The sequence below is a fragment of the Streptomyces inhibens genome (assembly GCF_022221585.1).
GTDB lineage: Bacteria > Actinomycetota > Actinomycetes > Streptomycetales > Streptomycetaceae > Streptomyces > Streptomyces inhibens.
In genome coordinates this window covers 7,738,257-7,761,253 of record NZ_CP084681.1, presented here as the reverse complement: position 1 = coordinate 7,761,253, position 22,997 = coordinate 7,738,257, and the positions used below count along the sequence as shown (strand labels likewise).

Genomic DNA, 22,997 nt, shown 5'->3' with positions numbered 1-22,997 from the left:
CCGAGCATAGAGAGCGGCTAAGCGTTGCTCAATAGGGCCTCGACGGCCCGCCGGTCGTACACGGATCACCCGCCGGACGCCCGCCGCGGGGCACACCGCCGCGCACACCGCCGGGGCAGCTGATCACGTCACAGTGGAGCACAATGCTAAATATGGGGCATGAGGGAAAATTTCCGGCGAGAGGGTGACGATTCGCAAGGCTCGTCGCCCTCCCCCGGGCAACGCCTCCGCTCGCTTCTGAACGCGCACAGCGTCGCGGGCCAGGTGTTCGCGCTGGAGCTCGTCCTCGCGGTGGTGTTGGCCGTCGTGGCGGTGCTGGCCCTCTTTTTCCAGGCCGAGGGCGCGAGCATGCAGGAGGCCCGTCAGCGCTCGATCGTCGGCGCCCAGACCTTCGCGCACGCCCCGGGCACGCTCGCCGCCATGAGATCCGCCAACCCCACCGCGCAGCTGCAGCCCCAGGCGGAGGCGGCCCGGAAGGGCTCCGGCGTCGACTACATCGTCGTGTTCCGGCCCGACGGCATCCGCTGGACCCACCCCGACCCGCGCCTGATCGGCAAGCGTGTCGTCGGCGCCACCTTGGGGCCCTCGCTCCACGGCAAGATGCACACCACCACCCTCACCTCCGCCGTCGGTCCCGCCGTGAACACCACGGTCCCGGTCATCGACAAGAACGGCTCGCTGGTCGGGCTGGTGTCCGTCGGGATCCGCGTCGAGCGGACGACCCAGCGGGTGGTGCACCAGTTGCCGCTGCTGCTCGGATCCGCCGCCGGTGCGCTGCTGCTGGTCGCCGGCGGGGCGGCCTTGGTGAACCGCCGGCTGCGACGGCAGACACACGGGCTGCACCCGGCCGAGATGCGGCGGATGTACGACCACCACCACGCGGTGCTGCACGCCGTACGGGAGGGCGTACTGATCACCAGCAGCGACGGGCGGCTGCTGCTGGCCAACGACGAGGCCCGACGGCTGCTCGACCTGCCCCCGGACGCGGACACCCAGCGGCGCCGGGTGGCGGATCTCGGCCTGGACCCCCAGCTGACCGCGCTGCTGGCCTCGGGGCGGGAGGCGACCGACGAGGTGTGTCTGGCGGGCGACCGGCTGCTGGCGGTGAGTGTCCGGCCGACCGCCCCCTACGGCGGTCCCGCCGGGAACGCGGTGACGCTGCGGGACACCACTGAACTGCGCGGGCTGGCCGGCCGGGCCGAGGTGGCCCAGGAGCGGCTGAAGCTGATCTACGACGCGGGACTGCGGATCGGCACCACGCTGGATGTGGCGCGTACCGCCGAGGAACTGGCCGATGTCGCGGTCCCCCGGTTCGCCGACGTGGTCACCGTCGAGCTGCTGGAGCCGGTGCTGCGGGGCGAGGAGCCGGAGGCCAGGGCGCGCACCACCCTGCGGCGGATGGCGGTCCGCGGGGCCCCGGAAGCAGCGGCGATCTACCGGGTGGGCGACGTGATCAACTTTGTGCCCGGCACGCCGATGGCGACGGGCCTGGCCGACGGCCGGCCGGTCCTCGTGAAGGATCTGCGCAGGTCGGACGAGTGGCGGCGGCAGGACATGGCGGGCACCCAGCGGGTGCTGGACGCCGCGATCCGGTCGCTGATCGCCGTACCGCTGCAGGCGCGGGGCGTGGTGCTGGGGCTGGCCAACTTCTGGCGGGCCGAGGGATCCGACGACTTCGACGAGGAGGATCTGTCCTTCGCCGAGGAGCTGACCGCCCGGGCCGCGGTCGCGATCGACAACGCCCGCCGCTACACCCGCGAGCACACCACCGCCGTCACCCTCCAGCGCAGCCTGCTGCCGCAGACGCTGCCCGAGCAGTCCGCCCTTGAGGTGGCACACCGCTATCTGCCCGCACAGGCCGGTGTCGGCGGCGACTGGTTCGACGTCATCCCGCTGCCCGGCGCCAGGGTCGCCCTCGTGGTCGGCGATGTGGTCGGACACGGTCTGCACGCCGCGGCCACCATGGGCCGGCTGCGGACCGCCGTCCACAACTTCTCCGCGCTCGACCTGCCGCCCGACGAGCTGCTGAACCATCTGGACGAACTCGTCAGCCATATCGATACGGACGAGGCGCGGGCGGCGGGTCACGCCGCCGGCAGCGGGCTCGACGGCGACGAGGCATGGCCGGGGAGTTTCGGCAGCGACACCGAAGAGGTTCGCGCGCAGGAGATGATCGCGGACGGGAGCCGTACCGGCATCACCGGCGCGACCTGTCTGTACGCCATCTACGATCCGGTCGCCGGACGGGCCACCCTGGCCCGGGCGGGCCACCCCGGGCCGACCCTGATCCGCCCCGACGGCACCGTCTCCTTCCCCGACGTGCCCGTCTCGCCGCCCCTGGGCCTGGGCGGCAGCGTCCCGGTGGAGACCGCGGAGCTCACACTGGCCGAGGGCTCCCGGCTGGTGCTGTACACGAACGGGCTGGTCGAGAACCGCGAGCGCGATATCGACACCGGTCTGGAGCTGCTGCGCGCGGCCCTGGCCGGCAGCGCCGACCGCACCCCGGACCAGATCTGTACGGCGGTCCTCGACGCCGTGCTGCCCGCCCATCCCAGCGACGACATCGCCCTGCTGGTGGCCCACACCCAGCTGCTGGACCCCTCCAGGGTCGCCGAATGGGACGTGCCCTCCGACCCGGCGGCCGTCGCGCACATCCGGTCCGCATGTCTGCGCACGCTGGAGAACTGGGGGCTGGAGAGGATCGAGTTCACCACCGAGCTGATCCTCAGCGAGCTGATCACCAACGCCATCCGCTACGGCACCCAGCCCATCCGCGTCCGCCTGCTGTACGACCGCACCCTGATCTGCGAGGTCTCCGACGGCACCAGCTCCTCCCCGCATCTGCGCCGGGCCGCCGCCACCGACGAGGGAGGCCGCGGTCTGTTCCTCGTCGCCCAGTTCGCCGAGCGCTGGGGCACCCGTTACACACCGGGCGGCAAGGTCATCTGGACCGAGCAGTCCCTCGATGACGGGCCGCGGGAAGCCGCTCCCGACTCGGACGACGACATCCTCGACCAGTGGGACGACGTGCCCGCACTGTGAGCGCGGCAGCCGGGCCGCGGGGGGTGTCCGGCGGCGTGGGGCGGCCGTCCGGCCCGCTCGCCGGGTCGTTGCCTCCTGGTTAAGCTCGGTGGGGGGCCGTGGACCTGATCTTGGAGGCTCCGATGGTGCAGCTGCCCGAAGCGCGTGATGTGGCCCCGCGTCTGGCCACCGGTGCGTTCCTCCTCAATTCCGGGCTGACGAAATTGCGGGCGGACCAGGCAACGGCCCAGGCCGTGCACGGCATGGCGTGCACGGCCTATCCGTTCCTGGAGAAGCTTCCCGCGGAGCGGTTCACCCGGTTGCTGGCGTGCTCGGAGATCGCGGTCGGCAGCGCACTGCTGGCACCGCTCGTGCCGACCCGGCTGGCCGGGCTGGCACTGACCGGGTTCTCCAGCGGGCTGGTCGGCCTGTATCTGCGGCTTCCCGGCATGCGCAAGCCGGGCAGCCTGTTGCCGACCCAGGAGGGGATCGTGCTTGCCAAGGACAGCTGGATGCTGGGCATCGGGCTGGGGTTCTTGAGCGCACCGTGCCGACGGCGGCGGGCCGCCGCCCGGCGCAGCTCCCGGCACGGCCGGCGCCACGGCTGCTGCCGGCGCTGAGCCACCCTGGACGGGCCGGATGGCTGGAGGCTGGACGGGCTACACGGCCGAGTGCCGCCGTACGGCCCGTACGGCGGCCGCGCAGCCCGCGCCCGCCAGGCCGGCGAGGAGAAGCACCAGCAGGCTCATCCGGTCCTGCGGCTGGAAGGCCAGCTCGGAGCTCCGGTTGAGCACAAAGCCGTCGTAGAACAACCAGGACACCAGAGCCACGACGGGCACCAGAACCGGCCGGGCCAGCCCGGCCACGCCCAGGGTCAGCAGCGTGAAGACGGCGAGCGCGAACGTGGTGTGGGTTCTCTCGCCGGTCAGCGACAGGGCGGTCACCAGCAGCGCCGCGCCGACGGCGCCGAGCGGCAGGGCGAGGTCGCGGGCGAGGGTGCGGTTCGGCTGCGCCCGGTGTGCGAGGCGCGGACGGGGCGGCGCCACGGCGCGCAGGGCGCGGGGGATACCGGGGGTGCGGGGGACGTGGGGGATGCGCGGGCGGTGCGACGGGACCAGGTGGTCCAAGTGGTGAAGGCCGGCCATGCGGAACACCTCCTGCGGTGCGTCCCCCGCTGGTGAACTCCTGCTACGGGCCCGTCGGCGGCCCCTCCCGTCAGAGTGCGCACCGGAGGCCGTACGGGAGCGCCGCGGCGTCGTCCTTAACGCCGTACGTACGGGTTGTGGACGCTTCCTGACGCGGCCCTGACGCCGAGGTGGTGGACGGTGACGCCGCGGTACCCGAGGGACAGTTGTCGCCCGGCGCGGGGTGGGGCGATGCCTCGCCCGCCCGGTGATGCATACTCGCTCCTCGTTGCCCGAACCGACGACCGATGATCGGCAGGACGTACCCGCATGACCCGTACCGAGGCGGACCCCGCGCCTGCAGCTTCCCCCACCTCCCGACGGTGGCGCGCCTGGCTGCTGGACGGACTGAGCAGCCAGGCCGCCCGCCACCCCGGGCCGCACGGCACTCCGCCGGCCGAGCACAAGGGGCACTCCTGGTGGCGCGTCATGTGCCTCACGGGTGTCGACTACTTCTCGACCCTGGGCTACCAGCCGGGTATCGCCGCGCTGGCGGCCGGACTGCTCTCGCCGTTCGCCACCCTCGTCCTGATCGCGCTGACCCTGCTCGGCGCCCTGCCCGTGTACCGCAGGGTCGCCAAGGAGAGCCCGAACGGCGAGGGTTCGATCGCCATGCTGGAGCGGCTGCTGCCCTGGTGGGCGGGGAAGCTGCTGGTGCTGGTGCTGCTGGGCTTCGCGGCCACGGACTTCGTCATCACCATGACGCTGTCGGCCGCCGACGCCTCGGCGCATGTGGTGGAGAACCCGTTCGCACCGTCCGCGCTGCACGGGGCGAACCTGTGGATCACCTTGGTGCTGCTGGCCGCCCTGGGCGCGGTCTTCCTCAAGGGCTTCCGTGAGGCGATCGGCATCGCGGTCGGGCTCGTCGGGGTCTACCTGGTGCTCAATGTCGTCGTGCTGGCCACCGCGGCCGGGCATGTGGTGTCGCACCCCGTCGTGGTCGACAACTGGTGGGACGCGATGACCGCCGAGCACTCCTCGCCGCTGGCGATCGTGGGTGTGGCGCTGCTGGTCTTCCCCAAGCTGGCCCTCGGCATGTCCGGCTTCGAGACCGGTGTCGCGGTCATGCCGCAGGTGCAGGGCGATGCCAGCGACACCGATGCGAAGCCGGCCGGCCGGATCCGCGGCACCCGCAGGCTGCTGACCACCGCAGCGCTGATCATGAGCTGCTTCCTGCTGCTGTCGAGCCTGGCCACCACCCTGCTGATCCCGCAGAAGGAGTTCGAGTCCGGCGGCTCGGCCAACGGCCGCGCGCTGGCCTATCTGGCGCACGAGTACCTGGGCGAGGCGTTCGGGACGGTCTACGACATCTCCACCATCGCCATCCTCTGGTTCGCCGGCGCCTCGGCGATGGCGGGGTTGCTCAACCTCGTACCGCGCTATCTGCCGCGTTACGGCATGGCCCCGGAATGGGCCCGGGCGGTACGCCCGCTGGTCCTGATCTTCCTGGCCATCGCCTTCGGCGTCACCTTCTTCTTCAACGCCAGCGTCGACGAGCAGAGCGGCGCGTATGCGACCGGTGTGCTGGTGCTGATGCTCTCGGCGTCCTTCGCCTCCACGGTCGCCGCCCGCCACCGGCGGCTGCGCGCGGCCACCATCGGCTTCGGGGCCATCACCCTCGTCTTCGGCTACACCCTGGTCACCAACGTCATCGAGCGGCCGGACGGCCTGAAGATCGCGTTGCTGTTCATCCTCGGCATGCTGCTGACCTCGTTCGCCTCCCGCGTGCACCGCGCCTTCGAGCTGCGCGCCGTACAGGTCGACTTCGACGAGACCGCCGAGCGGCTGATCGGCACCGCGATCGCGGCCGGGCCGCTGCGGGTCATCGCCAACGAACCGGACGAGCGGGACGCGGCGGAGTACCGGGAGAAGGAGTACAGCCAGCGCGAGGAGACCCATATCCCCGACGGCCGGCCGGTGCTCTTCCTCGAAGTGACCGTCAAGGACTCCTCGGACTTCACCACGAATGTGCACGTCCAGGGCGAGGAGCGGTACGGGGCGCAGATCCTGCGGGTGGAGGGCGCCGGCGTGGCGAACACCATCGCCGCCGTCCTGATGCAGCTGCGCGAGCACACCGGCCAGGTCCCGCACGCCTACTTCAACTGGACCGAGGGCCACCCGCTCAGCCATCTGCTGCGCTTCCTGGTCTTCGGCGACGGCGAGGTCGCTCCGGTCACCCGGGAGGTGCTCCGCCGCGCCGAGCCCGACCCGCGCCGGCGGCCGCGCGTCCACGTCGGCTGACCCGCCATCGGAGCGCCGCGGCACGGACGGCCGCGGCGCCTGGCAACGTGACCGCCGGGTGTCACATCGGCCCGGGTCCATGGGTCACTTCTGTGGCACCACGCGACCGGCACGGTGCGACGAAGGAATGTGACCGATGGACGAGCAGGAATTTCTGGCGGAGCGCTTCGAGCAGTACCGGGCCCGGCTGCGGGCGGTGGCCTACCGGGTGCTCGGCTCGACCGGCGAGGCGGACGACGCCGTCCAGGAAGCCTGGCTGCGGCTGAGCCGGTCCGACACCGAGGGGGTGGCGAACCTCGGGGGCTGGCTGACGACCGTCGTCGCGCGGGTGGCCCTCAACATGCTGCGCTCGCGCGAGACCCGGCGGGAGGACCCGTGGGACATGCACCGCGCACCGGCGGGTAACGGCGGCACGGCGACGGCCGTCGACCCCGAACAGCAGGCGGTACTGGCCGATTCCGTCGGTGGGGCGCTGCTCGTCGTCCTGGACACGCTGGCGCCCGCCGAGCGGCTGGCGTTCGTGCTGCACGACATGTTCGCCGTGCCGTTCGACGAGATCGCGCCGATCGTCGAGCGCTCACCGGGCGCGACCCGGCAGCTCGCCAGCCGGGCCCGCCGCCGGGTGCAGGGCACGGCGAATGTGCCGGAGACCGATATCGGCCGGCAGCGCGAGGTCGTCGACGCTTTTCTGGCCGCCTCGCGCGGCGGCGACTTCGCCGCCCTGCTCGCCCTGCTCGACCCGGAGGTGGAGCTGCGCACCGACGCCGCGGCCGCGCTGGCGGGAGCGAGCGCGGCGCGCGGCGCGGCGGCGGTGGCCGAGACGTTCGCGGGGCGTGCCAAGGCCGCGCAGCCGGCCCTCATCGATGGCTTTGCGGGCCTCGTCTGGGCCCCGGGCGGCAAGCCCCGCGTCGTCTTCGGCTTCACGATCCGGCACGGCAAGGTCGTCGCGATCGAGCTGCTCGCCGACGCCGGGCGCATCGACCAGCTCGATCTGGAGCTGCTCGACGGCTGAGGGGCCGGTGTGCCGGGTGCTCTTACGGTGCCTGGACGAGGCCGATGGGATTGCCGTCCGCGTCCTTCACGGAGGCGATCCGCTTGCCGCCACCGACGTCCTGGACCGTCTCCGCGCCCGCGTCCGTCAGCGCCTTGAGGCTGCGCTCGATGTCCTCGACACGCCAGTAGCCGACCGGGCCGGTCAGGCCCTTGCGGTGACCGTTGGGGTCCAGGCCGAGGTCCACTCCCCCGGCCTGGAATCCGACGTAGTAGGGCTCGTCCATATACGGCTCCACGCCCAGCAGCTTGCTGAACAGGGCCTTGGCCGCCGCGAGGTCCTTCACGGGATAGGTGATCGTTTCCAGGCCTTCACTCATGGCGCACTCCTCGGTCGCTTCATGTCGTTCGGTGTCATTCGCTGCAATCGACGGAAGAGGTCCGTCATCGATATGACACGCCGCGGCGGAGCGATGTGACAGCGGGACACACACGAGGCGCCGAATGCGTCACTTCCGTCGGCCGAGCGCCTTCGCCCGGGCGTGTGACCAGCCCGTCAGCACTACGCCCATGGCGACGAGCGCGAGATGGGCGGCCAGCGTTGGCGCGGCGCCGGCCCCGGCGGGGGGCGGGGCCGTCCCGCGCGCTACTGCTCGCGCAGCTGCCAGGCCAAGGCGTACCGGCGGCGTCGGCAGACCCCTGCCCCGGCGGCCGAGCGGCCGGCGGCCACCGGCACCCGAATGCGCAAGCGCCGGCAGATCGCCGAGGCCCTGTGGCGCATCGCCGCCGAGCGGGGGCTGCATGCGGCGAGCCTGCGGGAGGTCGCGGCCGAGGCCGGGGTGTCGCTGCGCACCGTGCAGTACCACTTCGAGAGCAAGCACCAGCTCCTGGTCGCCGCGCTGCACATGCTCCATGAGGAGAACGAGCGGATCGCGCGCTCCCGTATCGACCACGACCCCGCGGACCCCCGGGCGCTGCTGCGCGCGGTCCTGGAGGAGTTCTTGCCGGTGGACGACCAACGGGCCACCGCGCTACGGGTGTTCGCCGCCTACTACGCCCGCAGCCTGACCGACCCCGCGCTCGCCGAGGTCTTCCTGAGCGGCGACCAGCCCTTGGAGCGGCTGGTCGCGGACCTGATCGCCGCGGCGCAGGCCGGCGGGCGGACCGCCCCCGGTCTGGACCCGTGGCGGGAGGCCGATCTGCTGGTCTCCGGCACGGTGGGGCTGGGCGGCGATGTGCTGCACCAGCGCCGCACGCTGGAGGATGTCCGACGCACCCTCGACTACCACCTCGACAAGATCTTCGCCGGAGACCGGGGCGCGCAGCCCTGATCTCCGGCGAAGGGTCCCGCGACCGCCGCCGAGGGACGGCGGTCAGCGGACGGCGGTCAGCGGACGGCGGGTTCCGGATAGAACTCGCGCGACCGTCCACGGTTGTCCTTGAGGCGGCCGAGCAGACTTGCCGGGTATTCGATGATCCAGTAGCTGGCCGCCGCCGCGGGTACCGCGGCCAGGAACACGATCAGCAGGGCCAGCGGGAAGCCCGACTGGCCGGCGGGCAGCACACCGGCCTTGTGGAGCTGGAGCATCACCGGCTCGTGCCAGATGAACAGGCTGTAGCTGATCAGTCCGAGGGCGGTCAGCCAGCGGGCCGTCAACAGACCGTGCCAGAAGGTCCGTTGACGGACATGGACCGTGCTGAAGATCAGTACGACCCACAGGACCGCGGCGAGCGGGTGGTAGAAGGTGAACGAGAAGTTCTCCGGCGCGGAGAGCAGGGAGAGCGTGAACAGTCCGGCCAGCGCGAGCGCGGCCAGCGGCAGCGCGCTGCGCGAGCCGAGCCGGCCCCGGTCACCGAGGGCGGCCGTCAGCACGGCCAGCCCCATCCCGGCCGCGAAGCCGCCGAAGCGGGCCTGCGGACCGAAATACACCACCCAGTCGGTGTGCGGCACCCCGAACCCGTAGTGCGCCACGGCGATCCACGCGAGCGGCGCGGCGTACAGGAACAGACACCCCGCCGCGCACACCGCCACCCTGCTGCCGCGCCGCCGCAGCGGACGGCAGGCGCGCACGGCCAGCGGCCCCAGCGCCACCAGCACGAGGTAGAACAGCACCTCCAGCGAGAGGGACCAGGTCGGGCCCAGGGTGTAGAAGATCCGCTGCTGGTCGAAGACATGGGTGAAGGTGAGGTGCTCGACCAGGTCCCGCCAGTTGCCCGGCAGGCTCGGATTGCGGCTCGCCCAGACGACCAGGACCGCCAGGACGTACAGCGGCAGGATCCGGATCGCCCGCCGGAAGAGGAACTGCCGGGCCGGCCGGGTCGAGCGCCCGTCGATGGCGGCCCGTGCGTAGGACAGCGTCAGCAGATACGCGGACAGCACGAAGAACAGGTCGATGACCTCCAGGGAGAAGACCGCGCCCACCACGGGGTTGTCGACGGGCGGGTGGCTGCCGTGCCCGTCGTAGCGGAAGTACTGCTGCCAGACGTGGTAGGCGACGGTGCTCAGCGCGGCGAGCCCGCGGAAGCCGTCGATGTCACTGGCCCGGCTGCGGGCCGGGGCGGCGTCGGTGCTCATCGGCGGGCCACCGCCTTCGTGGCGGCCCGGGGGGTGACCCGCCACTGCCGGTCCCCCAGCGCCTCCTTGAGATGGGCCTGTCGGGCCACCATGTTCTTGAAGTGGCTGTAGAAGAAGGTCGAGACGAAGAAGTACGACCAGAACCAGCGGCTGCGGGTGCGCAGTTCGGGGACCGCCAGCCGCCAGGCGAAGAGCGCCTGCACGGGCCCGGCGGCCATGGTGAACAGCATGGCCAGCACGCACACCGGCACCGCCCAGTCGAGGCGCTGCAGACCGCCGGCCTTCCACGCCGAGTACAGCAGGATGGGCAGGATCTGCAGCGTCAGCCACGGCTGCACCTCCCGCCAGCCCAACAGGACGAGAAGGCCCAGCTTCTGACGGACGGTGAAGACCGGGGAGCGCAGGCCCCGCCACAGGTGTTTGAGGGAGACCTGGAGCCAGCCCTGTGCCCAGCGGGAGCGCTGGTTCCACAGCGCCTTCAAGGTGGTGGGCGCCAGCTCGCGGGAGATGAGGGTGCGGTCGACGGCGAACCGGGCGCCCTCGCCCAGTGCGCGCAGCGTCGAGTCGATGTCCTCGGTCAGCATCGAACCGTGCATCCGGGTACGGGCGAGCAGGTCCGTGCGCCAGAAGCCGTTGGAGCCGCCGAACACCCCGAATCCGTACAGCCGGGTGCGGCCCGGGTGGCTGACCGCGTAGATCGCCTCGAACTCCACGGCCACCAGCTTGGCAACCCTGGAGCTCTCGCCGTTGCGTATCACGCAGTGGCCCTGGACGACGTCATGGCCGTTGGACAGCCAGTGCCAGGCGTCCTTGAAGGCGGTCGGGGCGGGGTGGTGGTCCGCGTCGAAGATGCCGACGAACTCGCCGCGGACGCGGGTGACCGCGGCGTTGACGTTCTGCGCCTTGGAGGTGGAGCCGGCGACCGGCAGCAGCACCAGCCGCGGGTCACGGGCCGCGATCTCGCGGAGGGTGTCCTCGACGGGCAGCGGGTGCGGCGTGTTGTACGCCAGCACGATCTCCAGCTCGTTGGGGTAGTCGAGGCGGAGGAACGACTCGACCGTTTCGACGATCGTCGCGGCCTCATTGGGCAGATAGGCGGCGATGACGGCACTGGCCGGCGGATACGGCGCGCCGGGCGTCTCGGGCCGGGACGGGGCGTCGAGCGAGAACAGACACTCCAGGACGATCAGCAGCGCGGACAGCACCAGTCCGGCCACCACCACCCAGTACATGGCGGAGCCCAGGTCCCAGCCCAGCTGGTACGTCTGCTGGTAGAGCGCGAACGGCACGGCGACACCGAGCAGCAGTGCCAGGACCGGGGAGAGCGCCGAGAGGGCGGGGCGGATCAGCGCGCTGAGCGGGGGGCGCCGATGGCGGTGCGGTGCGCCGCGCATCCATGGCGCATAGCGGACCGGGCGCAGATCCCGGTGCCGGAGCGCTTCTTGTACGGCGTCCCGGGCCTGGTCGACGCCCTGGGTTCCGTCCGTGCATTCGGCCAGCGGCAGCCAGCCGATCGCCGGGGTGAGGCGGACGTTCTCGTCGGCGACGATGAACCGGGTGCCGGCCACGGTCGCGGCGAACTTCTCCAGCCCGCGGCGAGCGGTCTCCTCGTCGACGCCGGGCAGCAGCATCAGCAGATGGCCGTCCTCGTCCCGGCCGAGCCGGTCGCAGAAGCTGCCGAGCCGCTCCGCCACGCCGGCCAGCCGCTCGGCGACCTCCCGTCGTACCCGCTGCCCGAGCCGGGCCTCCAGGGCGGCCATCTCGGCCACGCCGACCACGGCGAGCACACCGCCGTGCCGGGCGGCTTCGGGGCGCTGCAGTTCGCGGTCGAGTTCGTCCAGGAAGTGCGGCTGGGAGTACAGGCCGGTGCGCGGATCGCGCAGCAGGTTCTCCACCGGTACGGGGACCCGGCGGAGCTTGGCCTCGATACGGGCGGACAGCTCGACCGGATCGGAGGCTTCCGGTATGCAGTCGTCGGCCCCCTGACGCAGCATGTCCACCACTCCGGCGGGCTCCGGGGAGGCGGTGACCATGAGCAGCGGCAGCGCCCGCCCGGCGGGGACGGTGCGGACCTCGCGGATGACGTCGAGGCCGCTTTCGCCACTTTCACCGTGGTCGCCGCGTTCGTCGAGCGCGACGATGGCGTCCGGGTGTGCCTGCCCCATCCGCCGGTCGATCTCGCCGGGCGGGGCGTGGCTCACCGCGTGGCCGGTGGAGCGCAGGGTCTGGGTCAGGCGCTCCAGGCGCGGTCCCGGAGCGCCGACCACCAGCACATGCCCGCCGTTGCGGGAGTGGTCGGCGGGGTCGGTGTGGGTGGCGTGGGCGGCGTGGGCGGTCTCGTCCACGGTGTCGAGCAGGGCCGTGGGTGAGCCCTGGGAGTGTGAGTGGTGCGAAGTGAGCACCTGGGAATGTCCTTTCGTGCAAGGAGACATGCGAAAGCGGGTCCGGTCGCCGCGAGAACAGCGGCAAACCCCGGACCTTCAGCCGGCGTTCACGCCGGTGTCAGATGCATGACATGCAGAAACGCCGTGGCGCCCCGATCGCTCTTCGGGTCCGTCTCTCCGCGGTACGGACGAGGGCGCGCAAACACACGGCCGCTAAGGCAGGCTCCAAGCCTTGGAACGCGCGGGCGCGTTCCAGCACTGATCGCATATGAAGGGTCCCATCCTGATCGGATTGTGGGGGGAGGACCGGATGTCGGGTGTGCAGTCGGCCGGCCCCGCTCGGCGGGGCCGGTCGGCAACGCCAGCCTCGACGATCACTGTGACACCACACCTTCATCTGCGTAACGCTCTCATTACGTCCCGCCGTCCGAGCGATTTCATGTACCGCTACCGCCCGGTAAGCACCCAGGCATCGGCTATACCCAGTAAGCGAGTTGAAGCATGAAATGGGACAGATAGTGCACATCTCCCGCGCGTATCCGCCCGACGGACCGGCACCTTGGACTCGAAGGGGAACTGGAGATTCGTACCTATGGACCATCTGTTAATCTGCCCGCCCCTGGAGGTTCCTCCATCTCCCGCCCCCCAAGCACCCCTCCATCGCCGGGTGCAGCGAGGTGTACCGAGCGTGTACAGCACTCCCTTCTCACCCGCCGAGGCCAGATCCGCGCGGGCCCGGGTAGGCCTGAGCACGGCCCAGGTCGCCCAGTCCATGACCGCATGCGGCGCGCCGGTCCGCCCTGAGCTGATCGAGGCCTGGGAGTACGGCTCCCAGGTGCCGACCGAGCCTCAGCTGTTCGTCCTGGCCGATGTCCTGTGGTGCCCGCCGACCGTGCTGATGGGCGTCGAGCCGCGGACACTCGCCGAACACCGGATGGCCCGCCAGATGAGCGTGGAGCGACTGGCGCAGCTGATCGGCATGGACCCGGCCATGTACTGGGCGGCCGAGTCGGCACAGCAGTGGAACGGCGACTACCGGCAGACCAAGGCGCTGGTGGAGGCTCTGGGGCTGTCGTTGCGGAAGCTGATCGGGGTGATGGGCCGGGACGACGAACTGGCCGGGCATCTGCGGTCGGCGATCGACGGGCGCTGGAAGACGCATGTCGGCCCGGTCACCGCGATCACCACACTGAACAAGACCCGGGTGAGCGACGCACTGCGCACGATGCATGCGGAGTTCGCGGAGTTCTCCGAGCGCTACATGGGGCATGTGGTGGCGCGCAACGACGACTCCCGGCTCAAGGAGGTCGCGGCCGAGCGCTCGGCGTATCTGCGCAGGCTGGCCGACCACTTCTGGGAGCTGATCGGCGAGGCGGGCGAGGCGCCGCCGTTCAACACCGTGCCGACCCACTGACGGGACCGGCGGGGCCGGATGCGGAAGCGGGCGGGGAGGGACCTGGAAACGGTTCCCTCCCCGCCCGCGGCCCGTTGGCGGGCTCAGTGGGTGGGGGTCCCCCAGGGCGGGCCCTGCGGGTTGTGCGGGGCCTGCGGGCTGTGCGGGGCCTGCGGATGGTGCGGACCCTGCGGGTCGTAGGCGCCCTGCGGACGGTGCGGGCCCTGGGGAGCGTACGGGTCCGCCGGCGCGTGCGCTCCGAGCGGCTCGTGCGCACCCATCGGCCGGTGGGCCTCCTCCGGCTCGTCGTTCTCGATCTCGTCCCAGTCGATCTCCATCGACGTACGGCGCGTGAAGACGTTGAAGAAGAGGTTCAGCAGGACGGCGGTCAAACTGCCCAGCGTGATACCGCTGTTGAGGACCGCCCGGACATCCTCCGGCATCCGCTCGAAGAACGGCGCGACCGCGTTGGGCAGCAGCGAGGCGGCGAGGCTGACGGCCAGGATCAGGGCGTTGCGCTCCTCGCGCAGATCCACCTTGCCCAGGATCTGGATGCCGACCGCGGCGACCATTCCGAACATCGCGATCGCGGCGCCACCGAGCACCGGGTGCGGAATCGCGGCCACCACACTGCCCGCCTTGGGCAGCAACCCCATGACAATCATGAAGCCGCCGGCCGCGACCACCACGAACCGGCTCATCACCTTCGACATACGTACCAGGCCGATGTTTTCGGCGAAAGCCACGTAGGGGAAGGAGTTGAACACTCCACCGAGGACGGTGGCGACACCATCGGCGCGCAGCGCGTTGGCGACGGTGGTGTTGTCGACCTTTTTACGGGTGATCTCCCCGATGGCGTAGACGTCTCCGGTGGTCTCCACCATCGTGATCAGCATGACGACGACCATGGCGATGATGGGGAACAGCTCGAACTTCGGCATTCCGTAGTGGAAGGGCGTGCTGACGCCGATCCAGTCGGCATTCTTGACCGCACCGAAGTCCGCATCGCCGAGGAACCAGGCGACCGCGGTACCGACGACCAGGCCGAGAAGTACGGCGAGGCTGCTCAGGTACGGCTTCCCGAGCCGGACGACGGCCAGGATGAACAGCAGGGTGCCCAGGGCGTATCCGAGGTTCTTGGGATCGCCGTATTCGGGGTGCCCGATCAACTGCGCACCACCGGCCGCGTCCTGAAGGCCCTGCGGGATCAGGGTGAGGCCGATGATGGTGAGGATCGTGCCGATGACGATCGGCGGGAAGTACTTCACCAGCTTGCTGAAGAAGGGCGCGAAGAGGAAGGTCGCTATGCCTGCGGTGATCACGGCGCCGTAGACGACGAGCAGCCCGGCGGTGCCACCGCCCGCGCCCAGGCCGATGGCGATCATCGGCGAGACCGCGGTGAAGGTGACGCCCTGGACCAGCGGCAGCCTGGCGCCGATCTTCCAGACGCCGAGGGCCTGGATGATCGAGGCGACACCGCAGGTGAGCAGGTCCGCGTTGATCAGATAGACGAGCTCCTCGCGGGAGAGACCCAGGGCGTTTCCGAGGATGATCGGGACGATCACCGCTCCCGCGTAGAAGGCGAGGACGTGCTGGAAACCGTAGAGCGTGAGCTTGCCGACGGGGAGGACCTCGTCGACGGGGTGAGCCCTCTGGCCGGGGAACTGCTGAGGGTTTTGTCGGGAGACTCGTGCCATCTCTGCCTTGCCTTCACGAGGTAGGTGAATAAGAAGGGACCGGCGCCGTCGTGTCCCGGATGACAGACGGGCCGGCTGGGTCTTACAAAGCCGACGTTTAGCGGTGTTGCCGATACCACGTAGCCCTGCGCTGCACTCTGCATCCTGGTTCGACAGGACTTCCTTCGATCAGCGCAACAAAGTCCGGCATTTTCCATGGAATTTGCAGAGGGGAGCTAATCGGAGCGCTCACCTTAGTTGACCTGTGTCGTTTCCCGCGAGTAACGCGTCGTGTTCGCTCGCATAAAGGGGATCATGCCCCGAAATACCGTTTTGGGTAGGGGTTTTGTGTGCCGCGGCGACGCTGGGTGAACAGGCGGGGCCCGGCCCGCCGCCGTAAAATTCTGGTATGGCTGAGTGGCCGGATGCGTCCACCGCGCCTGAGCTCGTCGTCGAGTCCGACGGCGGTACCCAGGTGATGAGCCCCGGCCGCGTCTATCACGTGGGGCGGGACCCCGAGAGTGAGCTGGTGCTGAGCGATGCCAGGGTGTCCTGGCATCACGCGGTACTGCAGGCCAAGGCCGGCCACTGGACGGTGGAGGACGAGGGCAGTACGAACGGCACCTTCGCCGACGGCCGCCGGGTACAGGAGTCCGGTGTCGGGCCGGGCAGCGTGATCCGGTTCGGCAACCCCGCCGACGGGCCGTGCGCGGTGCTCTCCCAAGTGCCCCGGCCGTCCCGGGTGGACCGGCCGTCCGCCGTCTCGCACCCCGCCGGCACCCGTACCTTCCGCCGGCCCAGTTCGGTACGGCCGCTGCCGGCCGCCCGCACCACCCGTATCGGCCGCGCGTCCGACAACGACCTGGTCGTCGACGACCTCACGGTCTCCCGCCGGCACGCGGAGCTGCGCGCCGGCGCCGAGGGCTTCGAAATCGTCGACCTGGGCAGCCACAACGGCACCTATCTCAACGGCCGGCCGGTGGACAGCGCCCCGATGATCCCCGGCGACATCGTCGGCATCGGTCACTCCGCGTTCGCCCTGGTCGGCGACGAACTCCAGGAGTTCATCGATACCGGCGAGGTGTCGCTGGACGTACAGGACCTGGCCGTACGCGTCGACCACGGCAACAAGACGCTGCTGGACCGGGTGTCCTTCCCGGTGGGCGAGAAGTCGCTGCTCGCCGTGGTCGGACCGAGCGGCGCCGGCAAATCGACGCTGCTCAACGCGCTGACCGGGCTGCGCCCCGCGGACGAGGGCTCGGTGCTCTACGACGGCCGTGACCTCTACCGCGACTACGCCGAGCTGCGGCAGCGCATCGGACTCGTACCGCAGGACGACATCCTGCATCTGCAGCTGACCGTGCGCCGGGCGCTCGGTTACGCGGCGGAGCTGCGCTTCCCCGAGGACACCGCGAAGGACGAGCGGCAGGCGCGGGTCGACGAGGTGATTCATGAACTGGGCCTCGACGAGCGGGTGGACCAGCCGATCCACAGCCTCTCGGGCGGCCAGCGCAAGCGGGTGAGCGTGGCCCTGGAGCTGCTGACGAAGCCGTCACTGCTCTTCCTCGACGAGCCGACCTCCGGCCTCGACCCCGGCATGGACCGCTCGGTCATGCATATGCTGCGCGGTCTGGCGGACGACGGCCGCACGGTCATCGTCGTCACCCACAGCGTGCTGAGCCTGGATGTCTGCGACCGGCTGCTGGTGCTGGCGCCGGGCGGGACGATCGCCTACTACGGGCCGCCACAGGATGCGCTGCCGTACTTCGGTTTCACGCAATGGCCGGAGGCGTTCGAGGCCTTCGAGAACGACAAGGGCCGGGACTGGGCGGGCGAGTACCGCGCCTCGCCGCTGCACCGGCGCTATATCGCCATGGACTCCCACCAGCCCCCGCACGCCCCGGAGCCGCCACAGGGGCCGGTGGCCGCGCCCAAGGCGCAGAGCTGGGGCGGGCAGCTGCACACGCTGGTGCGGCGGTACGCGGCGGCACTGACCGCCGACCGGACCTTCCTGATCATCATGGTGGCGCTGCCGTTCGTGATGGGCGCGATGGCGCATGCCCTGGCCGGCTCCAGCCTCACCGGGGACACCGCGCTCAACGCGCTGCTGATCCTGTGCGTCGGAGCGGTGTTGACCGGTGCCGCCAACGCGGTACGTGAGCTGGTCAAGGAACGGACGATCTATCAGCGGGAGAGAGCCGTCGGCCTGTCCCGCTCGGCGTATCTGATGTCCAAGGTGCTGGTGCTGGGGGCGATCACGATCGTCCAGGCCGTGGTGCTGACCATGGTGGGGCTGATCGGCGTCAAACTGAACGCACCGGGTGGCAAAGGTGTGTTGATGCCACCACTGATCGAAATCACCCTTGCCGTCGCCCTGTTGGCGTTCACCGCCATGATGCTCGGCCTGCTCGTGTCCGCGCTGGTGCGGAAGGAGGAGGTCACCATGCCGCTGCTGGTCCTCCTCGCGATCGTGCAGGTCGTGTTCTGCGGTGCGCTGCTCCAACTGCACGGCACGCCCGGCCTGGAGCAGCTGGCGTGGCTGGTGCCGTCCCGGTGGGGGCTCGGTGCCATGGCGGGCACCATCGACCTGCACCGGCTCGTACCGCAGGGGCTCACCTCCGACCCGCTGTTCCGGCACTCGCCGGGGATCTGGCTGCTCAACATGGGCATGATGGTCGTGCTTTCGCTGATCCTCGGATTCGTGGTCGCCAAGCTGCTGCGGCGGCACGAGCCCGAAATCATGCGCAAGTAGCACCAGGAGCCGCCTGTGACCGCGCCCGAGTTCCTCCCCAGCCATGTCGTCCCACCGGAGGGTATGGCGACATGGTCGGCCCCGGACGCGACCCTGCCCAGCGCGCCGCTCGATGCGCTGCTGCCCGTCCAGGTCGTCGACCGCCGCGGTGACTGGGCGCTGGCGTTGTGCTCCAACGGCTGGTCGGCATGGGTCGACGGCCGGCTGCTGATGCCCGTACCGCGCGACCCGCCGGCCGCCGGGCAGCCCGCCGCCCGCACGGCGGACCCCCGGCCGCTACTGGGCGCGGTGGAGGGCGAACTGGGCCGCTACCGGCAGCTGGTCGAGGAGCTGGCCGCCGGGCAGCTCGACGGCGAGTCCTTCACCCAGCGCACCCGCGGCACCCGGCTGGGGGTGGTCGTGGACGGCGACGCGGTCTGGCTGTACGACGCGCGGCACGAGCGGTGGTGTTACTGCGACGGGGTGTCGTTGCAGACGTACGCGGTGGGGTCGGGGCCGTCGTCGACCGGCTCGGGAGAAGTGTGGCGGCCGGAGTCTCCGCCGCCGCCCTCGCCGCTGCCGGACCCGGCGGCGCAGCCCGCGCCGGGCCCGCCCCAGCGGGGTGACCTGCAGTGAACGGCGCACGGGACGAGCCCGGCCGCAGCCGGGAGCGCTCCACCGCCCCCGACTCCTCCAAGCTGCGCGGGCGCCGGATCGCCGAATATCTGCTGGAGGACGAGATCGGCCGGGGCGGGATGGCGGTGGTCTACCGGGCGGAAGATCTGCGGCTCGGCCGTACCGTGGCGTTGAAGCTGCTGGCACCCGAGCTCGCCCGTAACGACACCTTCCGCAAGCGCTTCGCACACGAGTCACGGGTGGCCGCGGCGATCGACCATCCGCATATCGTGCCGGTCTTCGAGGCCGGTGAGACCGAGGGCGTGCTCTACATCGCGATGCGGTACGTCGAGGGGCGGGATCTGCGGGCGCTGCTGGACCGCGACGGCCCGCTGTCCCTGGAGACCGCCTGCCGGATCGCCCTCCAGGTGGCCTCCGCGCTGGATGCCGCGCATGCGCACGACCTTGTGCACCGGGACGTCAAACCCGGCAACATCCTGATCGCCGAGGGCACCGACAGCGACCGCCCCGAGCATGCCTATCTGACGGACTTCGGGCTGACGAAGAAGTCGCTGTCGCTGACCGGATTCACCAGCGTGGGCCAGTTCGTCGGCACGCTGGACTACGTGGCGCCCGAGCAGATCTCGGGCCGCCCGGTGGACGGCCGGTGCGATGTCTACAGCCTGGCCTGCGTCCTCTTCGAGATGCTGTCCGGGGCGCCGCCGTTCCGGCGCGATGACGACATGGCGCTGCTGTGGGCGCACCAGTACGATCCGCCGCCGGCCCTGACCCGGCTGCGGCCCGATCTGCCGCCGGCCGTCGACACGGTGCTCGCCCGGTCCCTGGCCAAGGCGCCCGGCGACCGCTACGAGACCTGCCGGGGCTTTGTGACGGCACTGCGCGCGGCCGGACGGACCTCGACGCCCGGGGCGGCGGCGCCCGCCGCCCCGGCGCAGACGCACGCCCCGACGCAGGTGGACGCCCATGTGGACCGGAGCGGCCGGGCTCCCCCGCCGCCGCCACGCTGGGCGGCTCCGATGTTTCCGGGGCGCGGGGAGTAGCACAGGCCCTAGAGCAGACGGGACTTCGAAGACAGGCCCTACGGCTCCCGTACCTCGCCCCGGTGCTGTACGCCGCGCGCCAGCAGGCTGCCGAGGAAGCCGGTGACCAGCCCCCATGCGGCGCCCACGCCCACCAGTCGGAGGAGTTGCGGTTGCAGGGAGACCTCGCCGCCCAGGTTGCCGCCGAGGTCCCCGACGCCGATCAGCGACATCCCGTAGCGGGCGGAGATCCCGGTGAGCAGTCCGACGACCAGCAGGGTGAGCGCCAACGCCACGGCCATCTCCAGGGCGTGCCGCCAGGCCGGCAGGCGGGCCGGGGAGCGGACCGCCGCGGTGAAGGCGGCGGCGAGCAGCACCACGGCCGCCAGCGGCACCAGCAGCCAGACCCGGCCGTCGTGTTCGGCGATCGAGCCGAGGTCGAGGGTCCGCTGTCCGTGGGTGCGCAGCACCTGGTCCAGGACGTGCGGCATGGGCAGTCCGATGGCTTTGTCGACATGGCCCACCCAGCCGCCGCCGGTGCCGATGCCCAGCGCCATCCAGACCAGGTTCGGCAGCCCGAGGAAGATCACCGCGAAGGTCTCGGCCGGGCGCCCTTTGACGATCAACTCGACGATGCCGACGACCAGCCCGATCGCCACGTAGGTGAGCAGCGTCAGCAGCATCGCGAAGGCGGGCGGCCGTACCGAGTCCTGGAAGTGCAGCAGCCGCGAGGAGAGCGGCGCCCGGCGCGCGATGATGAAGGTCAGCGCGAGCACCGCCAGCACCCACAGCAGCCCGAGGCCGAGCGTCGCCGGCACATCGGCGCGGAAGCCCACGGTGGGTGTGGTGCCCAGTTCGGCGCCGAGTTCATCGGCGAGGTCGTTGCCGACCGAGATCGTGAAGCTGTGCCGGGCGGCGAACGTGAGGAGCAGCAACAGCACCAGCCAGCACACCGCCGTCCGGGCGATCCGGCCGAGCAGCTCCCGGGTGCCTGCCACCGCCCGGTGACGCAGCGGCAGCAGGAAAACGGCGGCGGTCACCAGGGCGCCGGCGAGCGTGACCGACAGCGGTACGACATCGACGGCGACATCGGCCTGCGCGAGGTCCCCGACGTCGCCGGACAGGCCGACCGAGCCACCCGCGGCGATGAGGACGGCGGCCGCCACGACCGAGGGGAAGGCGCCGCCGGGCAGGTCCGCCGCACCGGCCGCCCACAGCCCGAGCGTGGCGACCACGATCATGGTGACGATGCCCGCCACGGCCGTACCGAGCGCTTCCCCCCAGGCCCGTACGGCGGGAGGTACGCCTGGGGCATGTACCGGGCCCGGAGGACCGGCGGACGCGGGGCCTGGCATCTGTTTTTCTCCTAGCGGGGCGGGTCGCAGGGGAACGGTCGGCATGTCACGCACGCCCGCACCACCGTAAGCACGTCATAAGCCGCCCCGCTTGCGGACAGTGCCGGACAGCGGCACACAATGTTCTAAGACATAGACGAATAGGGCGAATCTCGTATCTCCGGATGGCTCATCGCGCGCCCGAGGAGGGACTAGTGACATCTCCACGACCGCCGGACAGCCACCCGACCGGGCCTCCGACAGGCCCGCTCTCCGGTCCCCCGTCCGGCCGCCCCTCGTACGAGCCCACACAGGGGGGCGCCAGGCCGTGGCGACGGCAGCCGAAGCCCTCTCGCCCGGGACCGCCCGGGCCGCCCAGTGGACCCGGAGGGCGGGGCGGTGGCGGAGGCGGTGGAGCCGGGGACGGCGGGCCCTGGTGGCAGTCCGCATGGCGGGTCGCGATCATCGCGGGCGCCATCGTCGTGGCCGTGATCCTGACCGTCGTCCTCACCCGGCCGAACGGCGGCGCCGCCACCGCCGAGGTGTTCGCCGAACCGACCGGCTCGACCGGCCAGCACCCGTTCACCCAGTCGACGGCGAACGAGTCCACCCCGTCCCCGTCCGCCACGCCCCGAAAGTCCGGCGGCACGAGGAGCGCATTCCATGGCTCGGAGGCCGGTCTCTACGGCGGTTCCCAGAAAACCGCGAGCTGTGACGTCGACAAGCAGATCAGTTACCTGAAGAGCGAGCCCGTCAAGAACCGGGCGTTCGCCGGCGTCCTGGGCAAGGCACCGGAGGCGGTCCCGTCCTATCTGAAGACGCTGACGCCCGTACGGCTGAGCTACGACACCCGGGTCACCAACCATGGCTTCAAGGACGGCCGGTCCTACGATTACCAGTCGGTGCTGCAGGCCGGCACCGCGGTCATGGTCGACCCGCAGGGACTGCCACGGGTGCGCTGCAAGTGCGGGAATCCCCTGACGGAGCCGAAGGAATTCCAGAAGGGAACGCGTACGCGCGGCCAGACGTGGCCGGGGTACCAGCCCTCCAACTCAATCGCCGTGCTGCCCGCGCCGACCAAGGTGAAGGAGTTCACCCTGCGCAACCCGCAGACGGGCACGTGGTTCAAACGCCCCGAGGGCCCCAAGGGCTCCGAGAAGGACACCCCGACGGCCCCGCCCGCCCAAACCCCCAGCGGGCCGGCGTCGTCCCAGCCCCCGCCCTACAGAGACACACCCCCGCCCGATGTGAGCTCCGGCAAGCCCTCCGGCACCTCGGCCTCAGGGCCGGACACCTCCAGCGCGTCCGGTACGAACTCCACCGGGCCCTCCGACACCTCGTCCTCAGAGACGGGCACGTCCGGCACGACCGACACCGGGTCTCCGTCGGAAACCACCGGAGGGTCCAGCGAAACCGGCGGGTCGACCGAACCACCCGCCTCCACCACCGAAGGGTCCAAGACCACCACCGGAGCGACCACCGAAGGGTCCGAGACCACCGGCGGGTCGACGCCGGGCGGCGGCGAGGAATCCGGCGGCGGGTCGCCCGGTAGTGGCGGGTCACCCGGCGGCGGTGAGGAGACCCCGGGCAGCAGCGGGACGGCCCCGGCCACCTGATACGCGGTCCGTACGAGCACGGAACGGGCGGCAACCGGAGGTCCGCGCACCGTTTTTCCGCGGCGCCGATATCGAACTGTTTCCTAATTATCCGGTGTGCCGGACAACCACCTGAGCAGACACACCCTCTGCATATGCGGCGGGTGCATTGGCAGCCTTTGACGGTTACGCCCTCACTGGGCCTGGCCCCGCCACTG

General features: G+C 71.0%; 16 protein-coding genes. 10 read left to right on the top strand and 6 right to left on the bottom strand.

The features are described 5' to 3' along the window. Window positions 1-159 precede the first annotated feature (159 nt). Together KI385_RS34785 and KI385_RS34780 are read left to right on the top strand one after the other, a co-directional pair. On the top strand, window positions 160-3,042 hold the full coding sequence (locus KI385_RS34785) for a SpoIIE family protein phosphatase (RefSeq protein ID WP_238576020.1): 2,883 nt from the start codon (window positions 160-162) through the stop codon (window positions 3,040-3,042). A gap of 122 nt (window positions 3,043-3,164) precedes the next feature. Beyond that, complete coding sequence (locus KI385_RS34780; protein WP_238576019.1) at window positions 3,165-3,641, top strand: DoxX family membrane protein; 477 nt, start codon at window positions 3,165-3,167, stop codon at window positions 3,639-3,641. Between the two features lie 39 nt (window positions 3,642-3,680). Here the strand turns inward: KI385_RS34780 and KI385_RS34775 are convergent, their stop codons facing one another. After that, window positions 3,681-4,166 carry a DUF4118 domain-containing protein gene (locus KI385_RS34775; RefSeq protein WP_238576018.1) on the bottom strand — a complete coding sequence of 162 codons (486 nt, stop codon included), beginning with the start codon at window positions 4,164-4,166 and terminating at the stop codon, window positions 3,681-3,683. A 309-nt stretch (window positions 4,167-4,475) separates the two neighbouring features. Here KI385_RS34775 and KI385_RS34770 point away from each other — a divergent pair, with 309 nt between their 5' ends. Both KI385_RS34770 and KI385_RS34765 read left to right on the top strand, forming a co-directional pair. After that, a complete protein-coding gene (locus KI385_RS34770; protein WP_238576017.1) occupies window positions 4,476-6,446 on the top strand; it encodes an APC family permease in 1,971 nt (656 codons plus the stop codon). Between the two features lie 136 nt (window positions 6,447-6,582). Next, window positions 6,583-7,458: a sigma-70 family RNA polymerase sigma factor gene (locus KI385_RS34765; protein WP_238576016.1), complete on the top strand. Its 876-nt coding sequence runs from the start codon at window positions 6,583-6,585 to the stop codon at window positions 7,456-7,458. A gap of 22 nt (window positions 7,459-7,480) precedes the next feature. Here KI385_RS34765 and KI385_RS34760 read toward each other — a convergent pair whose 3' ends face one another. Further along, window positions 7,481-7,816, bottom strand: coding sequence for a VOC family protein (locus KI385_RS34760; protein WP_238576015.1), 336 nt, complete (start codon window positions 7,814-7,816; stop codon window positions 7,481-7,483). A gap of 207 nt (window positions 7,817-8,023) precedes the next feature. On the opposite strand from KI385_RS34760, the gene KI385_RS34755 reads away from it, so the two are divergent. Beyond that, on the top strand, window positions 8,024-8,767 hold the full coding sequence (locus KI385_RS34755) for a TetR/AcrR family transcriptional regulator (RefSeq protein WP_238576014.1): 744 nt from the start codon (window positions 8,024-8,026) through the stop codon (window positions 8,765-8,767). Window positions 8,768-8,823: 56 nt separating this feature from the next. On the opposite strand, the gene KI385_RS34750 is transcribed toward KI385_RS34755, so the two are convergent. Together KI385_RS34750 and KI385_RS34745 are read right to left on the bottom strand one after the other, a co-directional pair. After that, complete coding sequence (locus KI385_RS34750; protein ID WP_238576013.1) at window positions 8,824-10,011, bottom strand: acyltransferase family protein; 1,188 nt, start codon at window positions 10,009-10,011, stop codon at window positions 8,824-8,826. After that, window positions 10,008-12,413: a glycosyltransferase gene (locus KI385_RS34745; RefSeq protein WP_238576012.1), complete on the bottom strand. Its 2,406-nt coding sequence runs from the start codon at window positions 12,411-12,413 to the stop codon at window positions 10,008-10,010. Before KI385_RS34745 ends, KI385_RS34750 begins: the two co-directional genes overlap by 4 nt. Window positions 12,414-13,083: 670 nt before the next feature. On the opposite strand from KI385_RS34745, the gene KI385_RS34740 reads away from it, so the two are divergent. Continuing rightward, window positions 13,084-13,809, top strand: a complete 726-nt coding sequence (locus KI385_RS34740) for a transcriptional regulator (protein WP_238576011.1) — start codon at window positions 13,084-13,086, stop codon at window positions 13,807-13,809. An 83-nt stretch (window positions 13,810-13,892) separates the two neighbouring features. On the opposite strand, the gene KI385_RS34735 is transcribed toward KI385_RS34740, so the two are convergent. Continuing rightward, window positions 13,893-15,485 carry a nucleobase:cation symporter-2 family protein gene (locus tag KI385_RS34735; protein ID WP_238576010.1) on the bottom strand — a complete coding sequence of 531 codons (1,593 nt, stop codon included), beginning with the start codon at window positions 15,483-15,485 and terminating at the stop codon, window positions 13,893-13,895. Window positions 15,486-15,873: 388 nt separating this feature from the next. Here KI385_RS34735 and KI385_RS34730 point away from each other — a divergent pair, with 388 nt between their 5' ends. From KI385_RS34730 to KI385_RS34720, 3 genes are read left to right on the top strand one after another with little or no spacing between them, the layout of a single operon-like run. Continuing rightward, window positions 15,874-18,216: an ABC transporter ATP-binding protein/permease gene (locus tag KI385_RS34730; RefSeq protein ID WP_238576009.1), complete on the top strand. Its 2,343-nt coding sequence runs from the start codon at window positions 15,874-15,876 to the stop codon at window positions 18,214-18,216. 15 nt (window positions 18,217-18,231) lie between these two features. Beyond that, window positions 18,232-18,831 carry a hypothetical protein gene (locus tag KI385_RS34725; protein ID WP_238576008.1) on the top strand — a complete coding sequence of 200 codons (600 nt, stop codon included), beginning with the start codon at window positions 18,232-18,234 and terminating at the stop codon, window positions 18,829-18,831. Continuing rightward, window positions 18,828-19,871 (top strand): serine/threonine-protein kinase, encoded by a 1,044-nt coding sequence (locus tag KI385_RS34720; protein ID WP_238576007.1) that lies wholly within the window; start codon window positions 18,828-18,830, stop codon window positions 19,869-19,871. The genes KI385_RS34725 and KI385_RS34720 overlap by 4 nt, the downstream gene beginning before the upstream one ends. A 38-nt stretch (window positions 19,872-19,909) precedes the next feature. Here the strand turns inward: KI385_RS34720 and KI385_RS34715 are convergent, their stop codons facing one another. Next, on the bottom strand, window positions 19,910-21,205 hold the full coding sequence (locus KI385_RS34715; RefSeq protein ID WP_238576006.1) for a streptophobe family protein: 1,296 nt from the start codon (window positions 21,203-21,205) through the stop codon (window positions 19,910-19,912). 467 nt (window positions 21,206-21,672) lie between these two features. Between KI385_RS34715 and KI385_RS34710 the strand changes: the two genes are divergently transcribed. Continuing rightward, window positions 21,673-22,800 (top strand): DUF6777 domain-containing protein, encoded by a 1,128-nt coding sequence (locus tag KI385_RS34710; protein WP_238576005.1) that lies wholly within the window; start codon window positions 21,673-21,675, stop codon window positions 22,798-22,800. The last annotated feature ends 197 nt before the right edge of the window (window positions 22,801-22,997 follow it).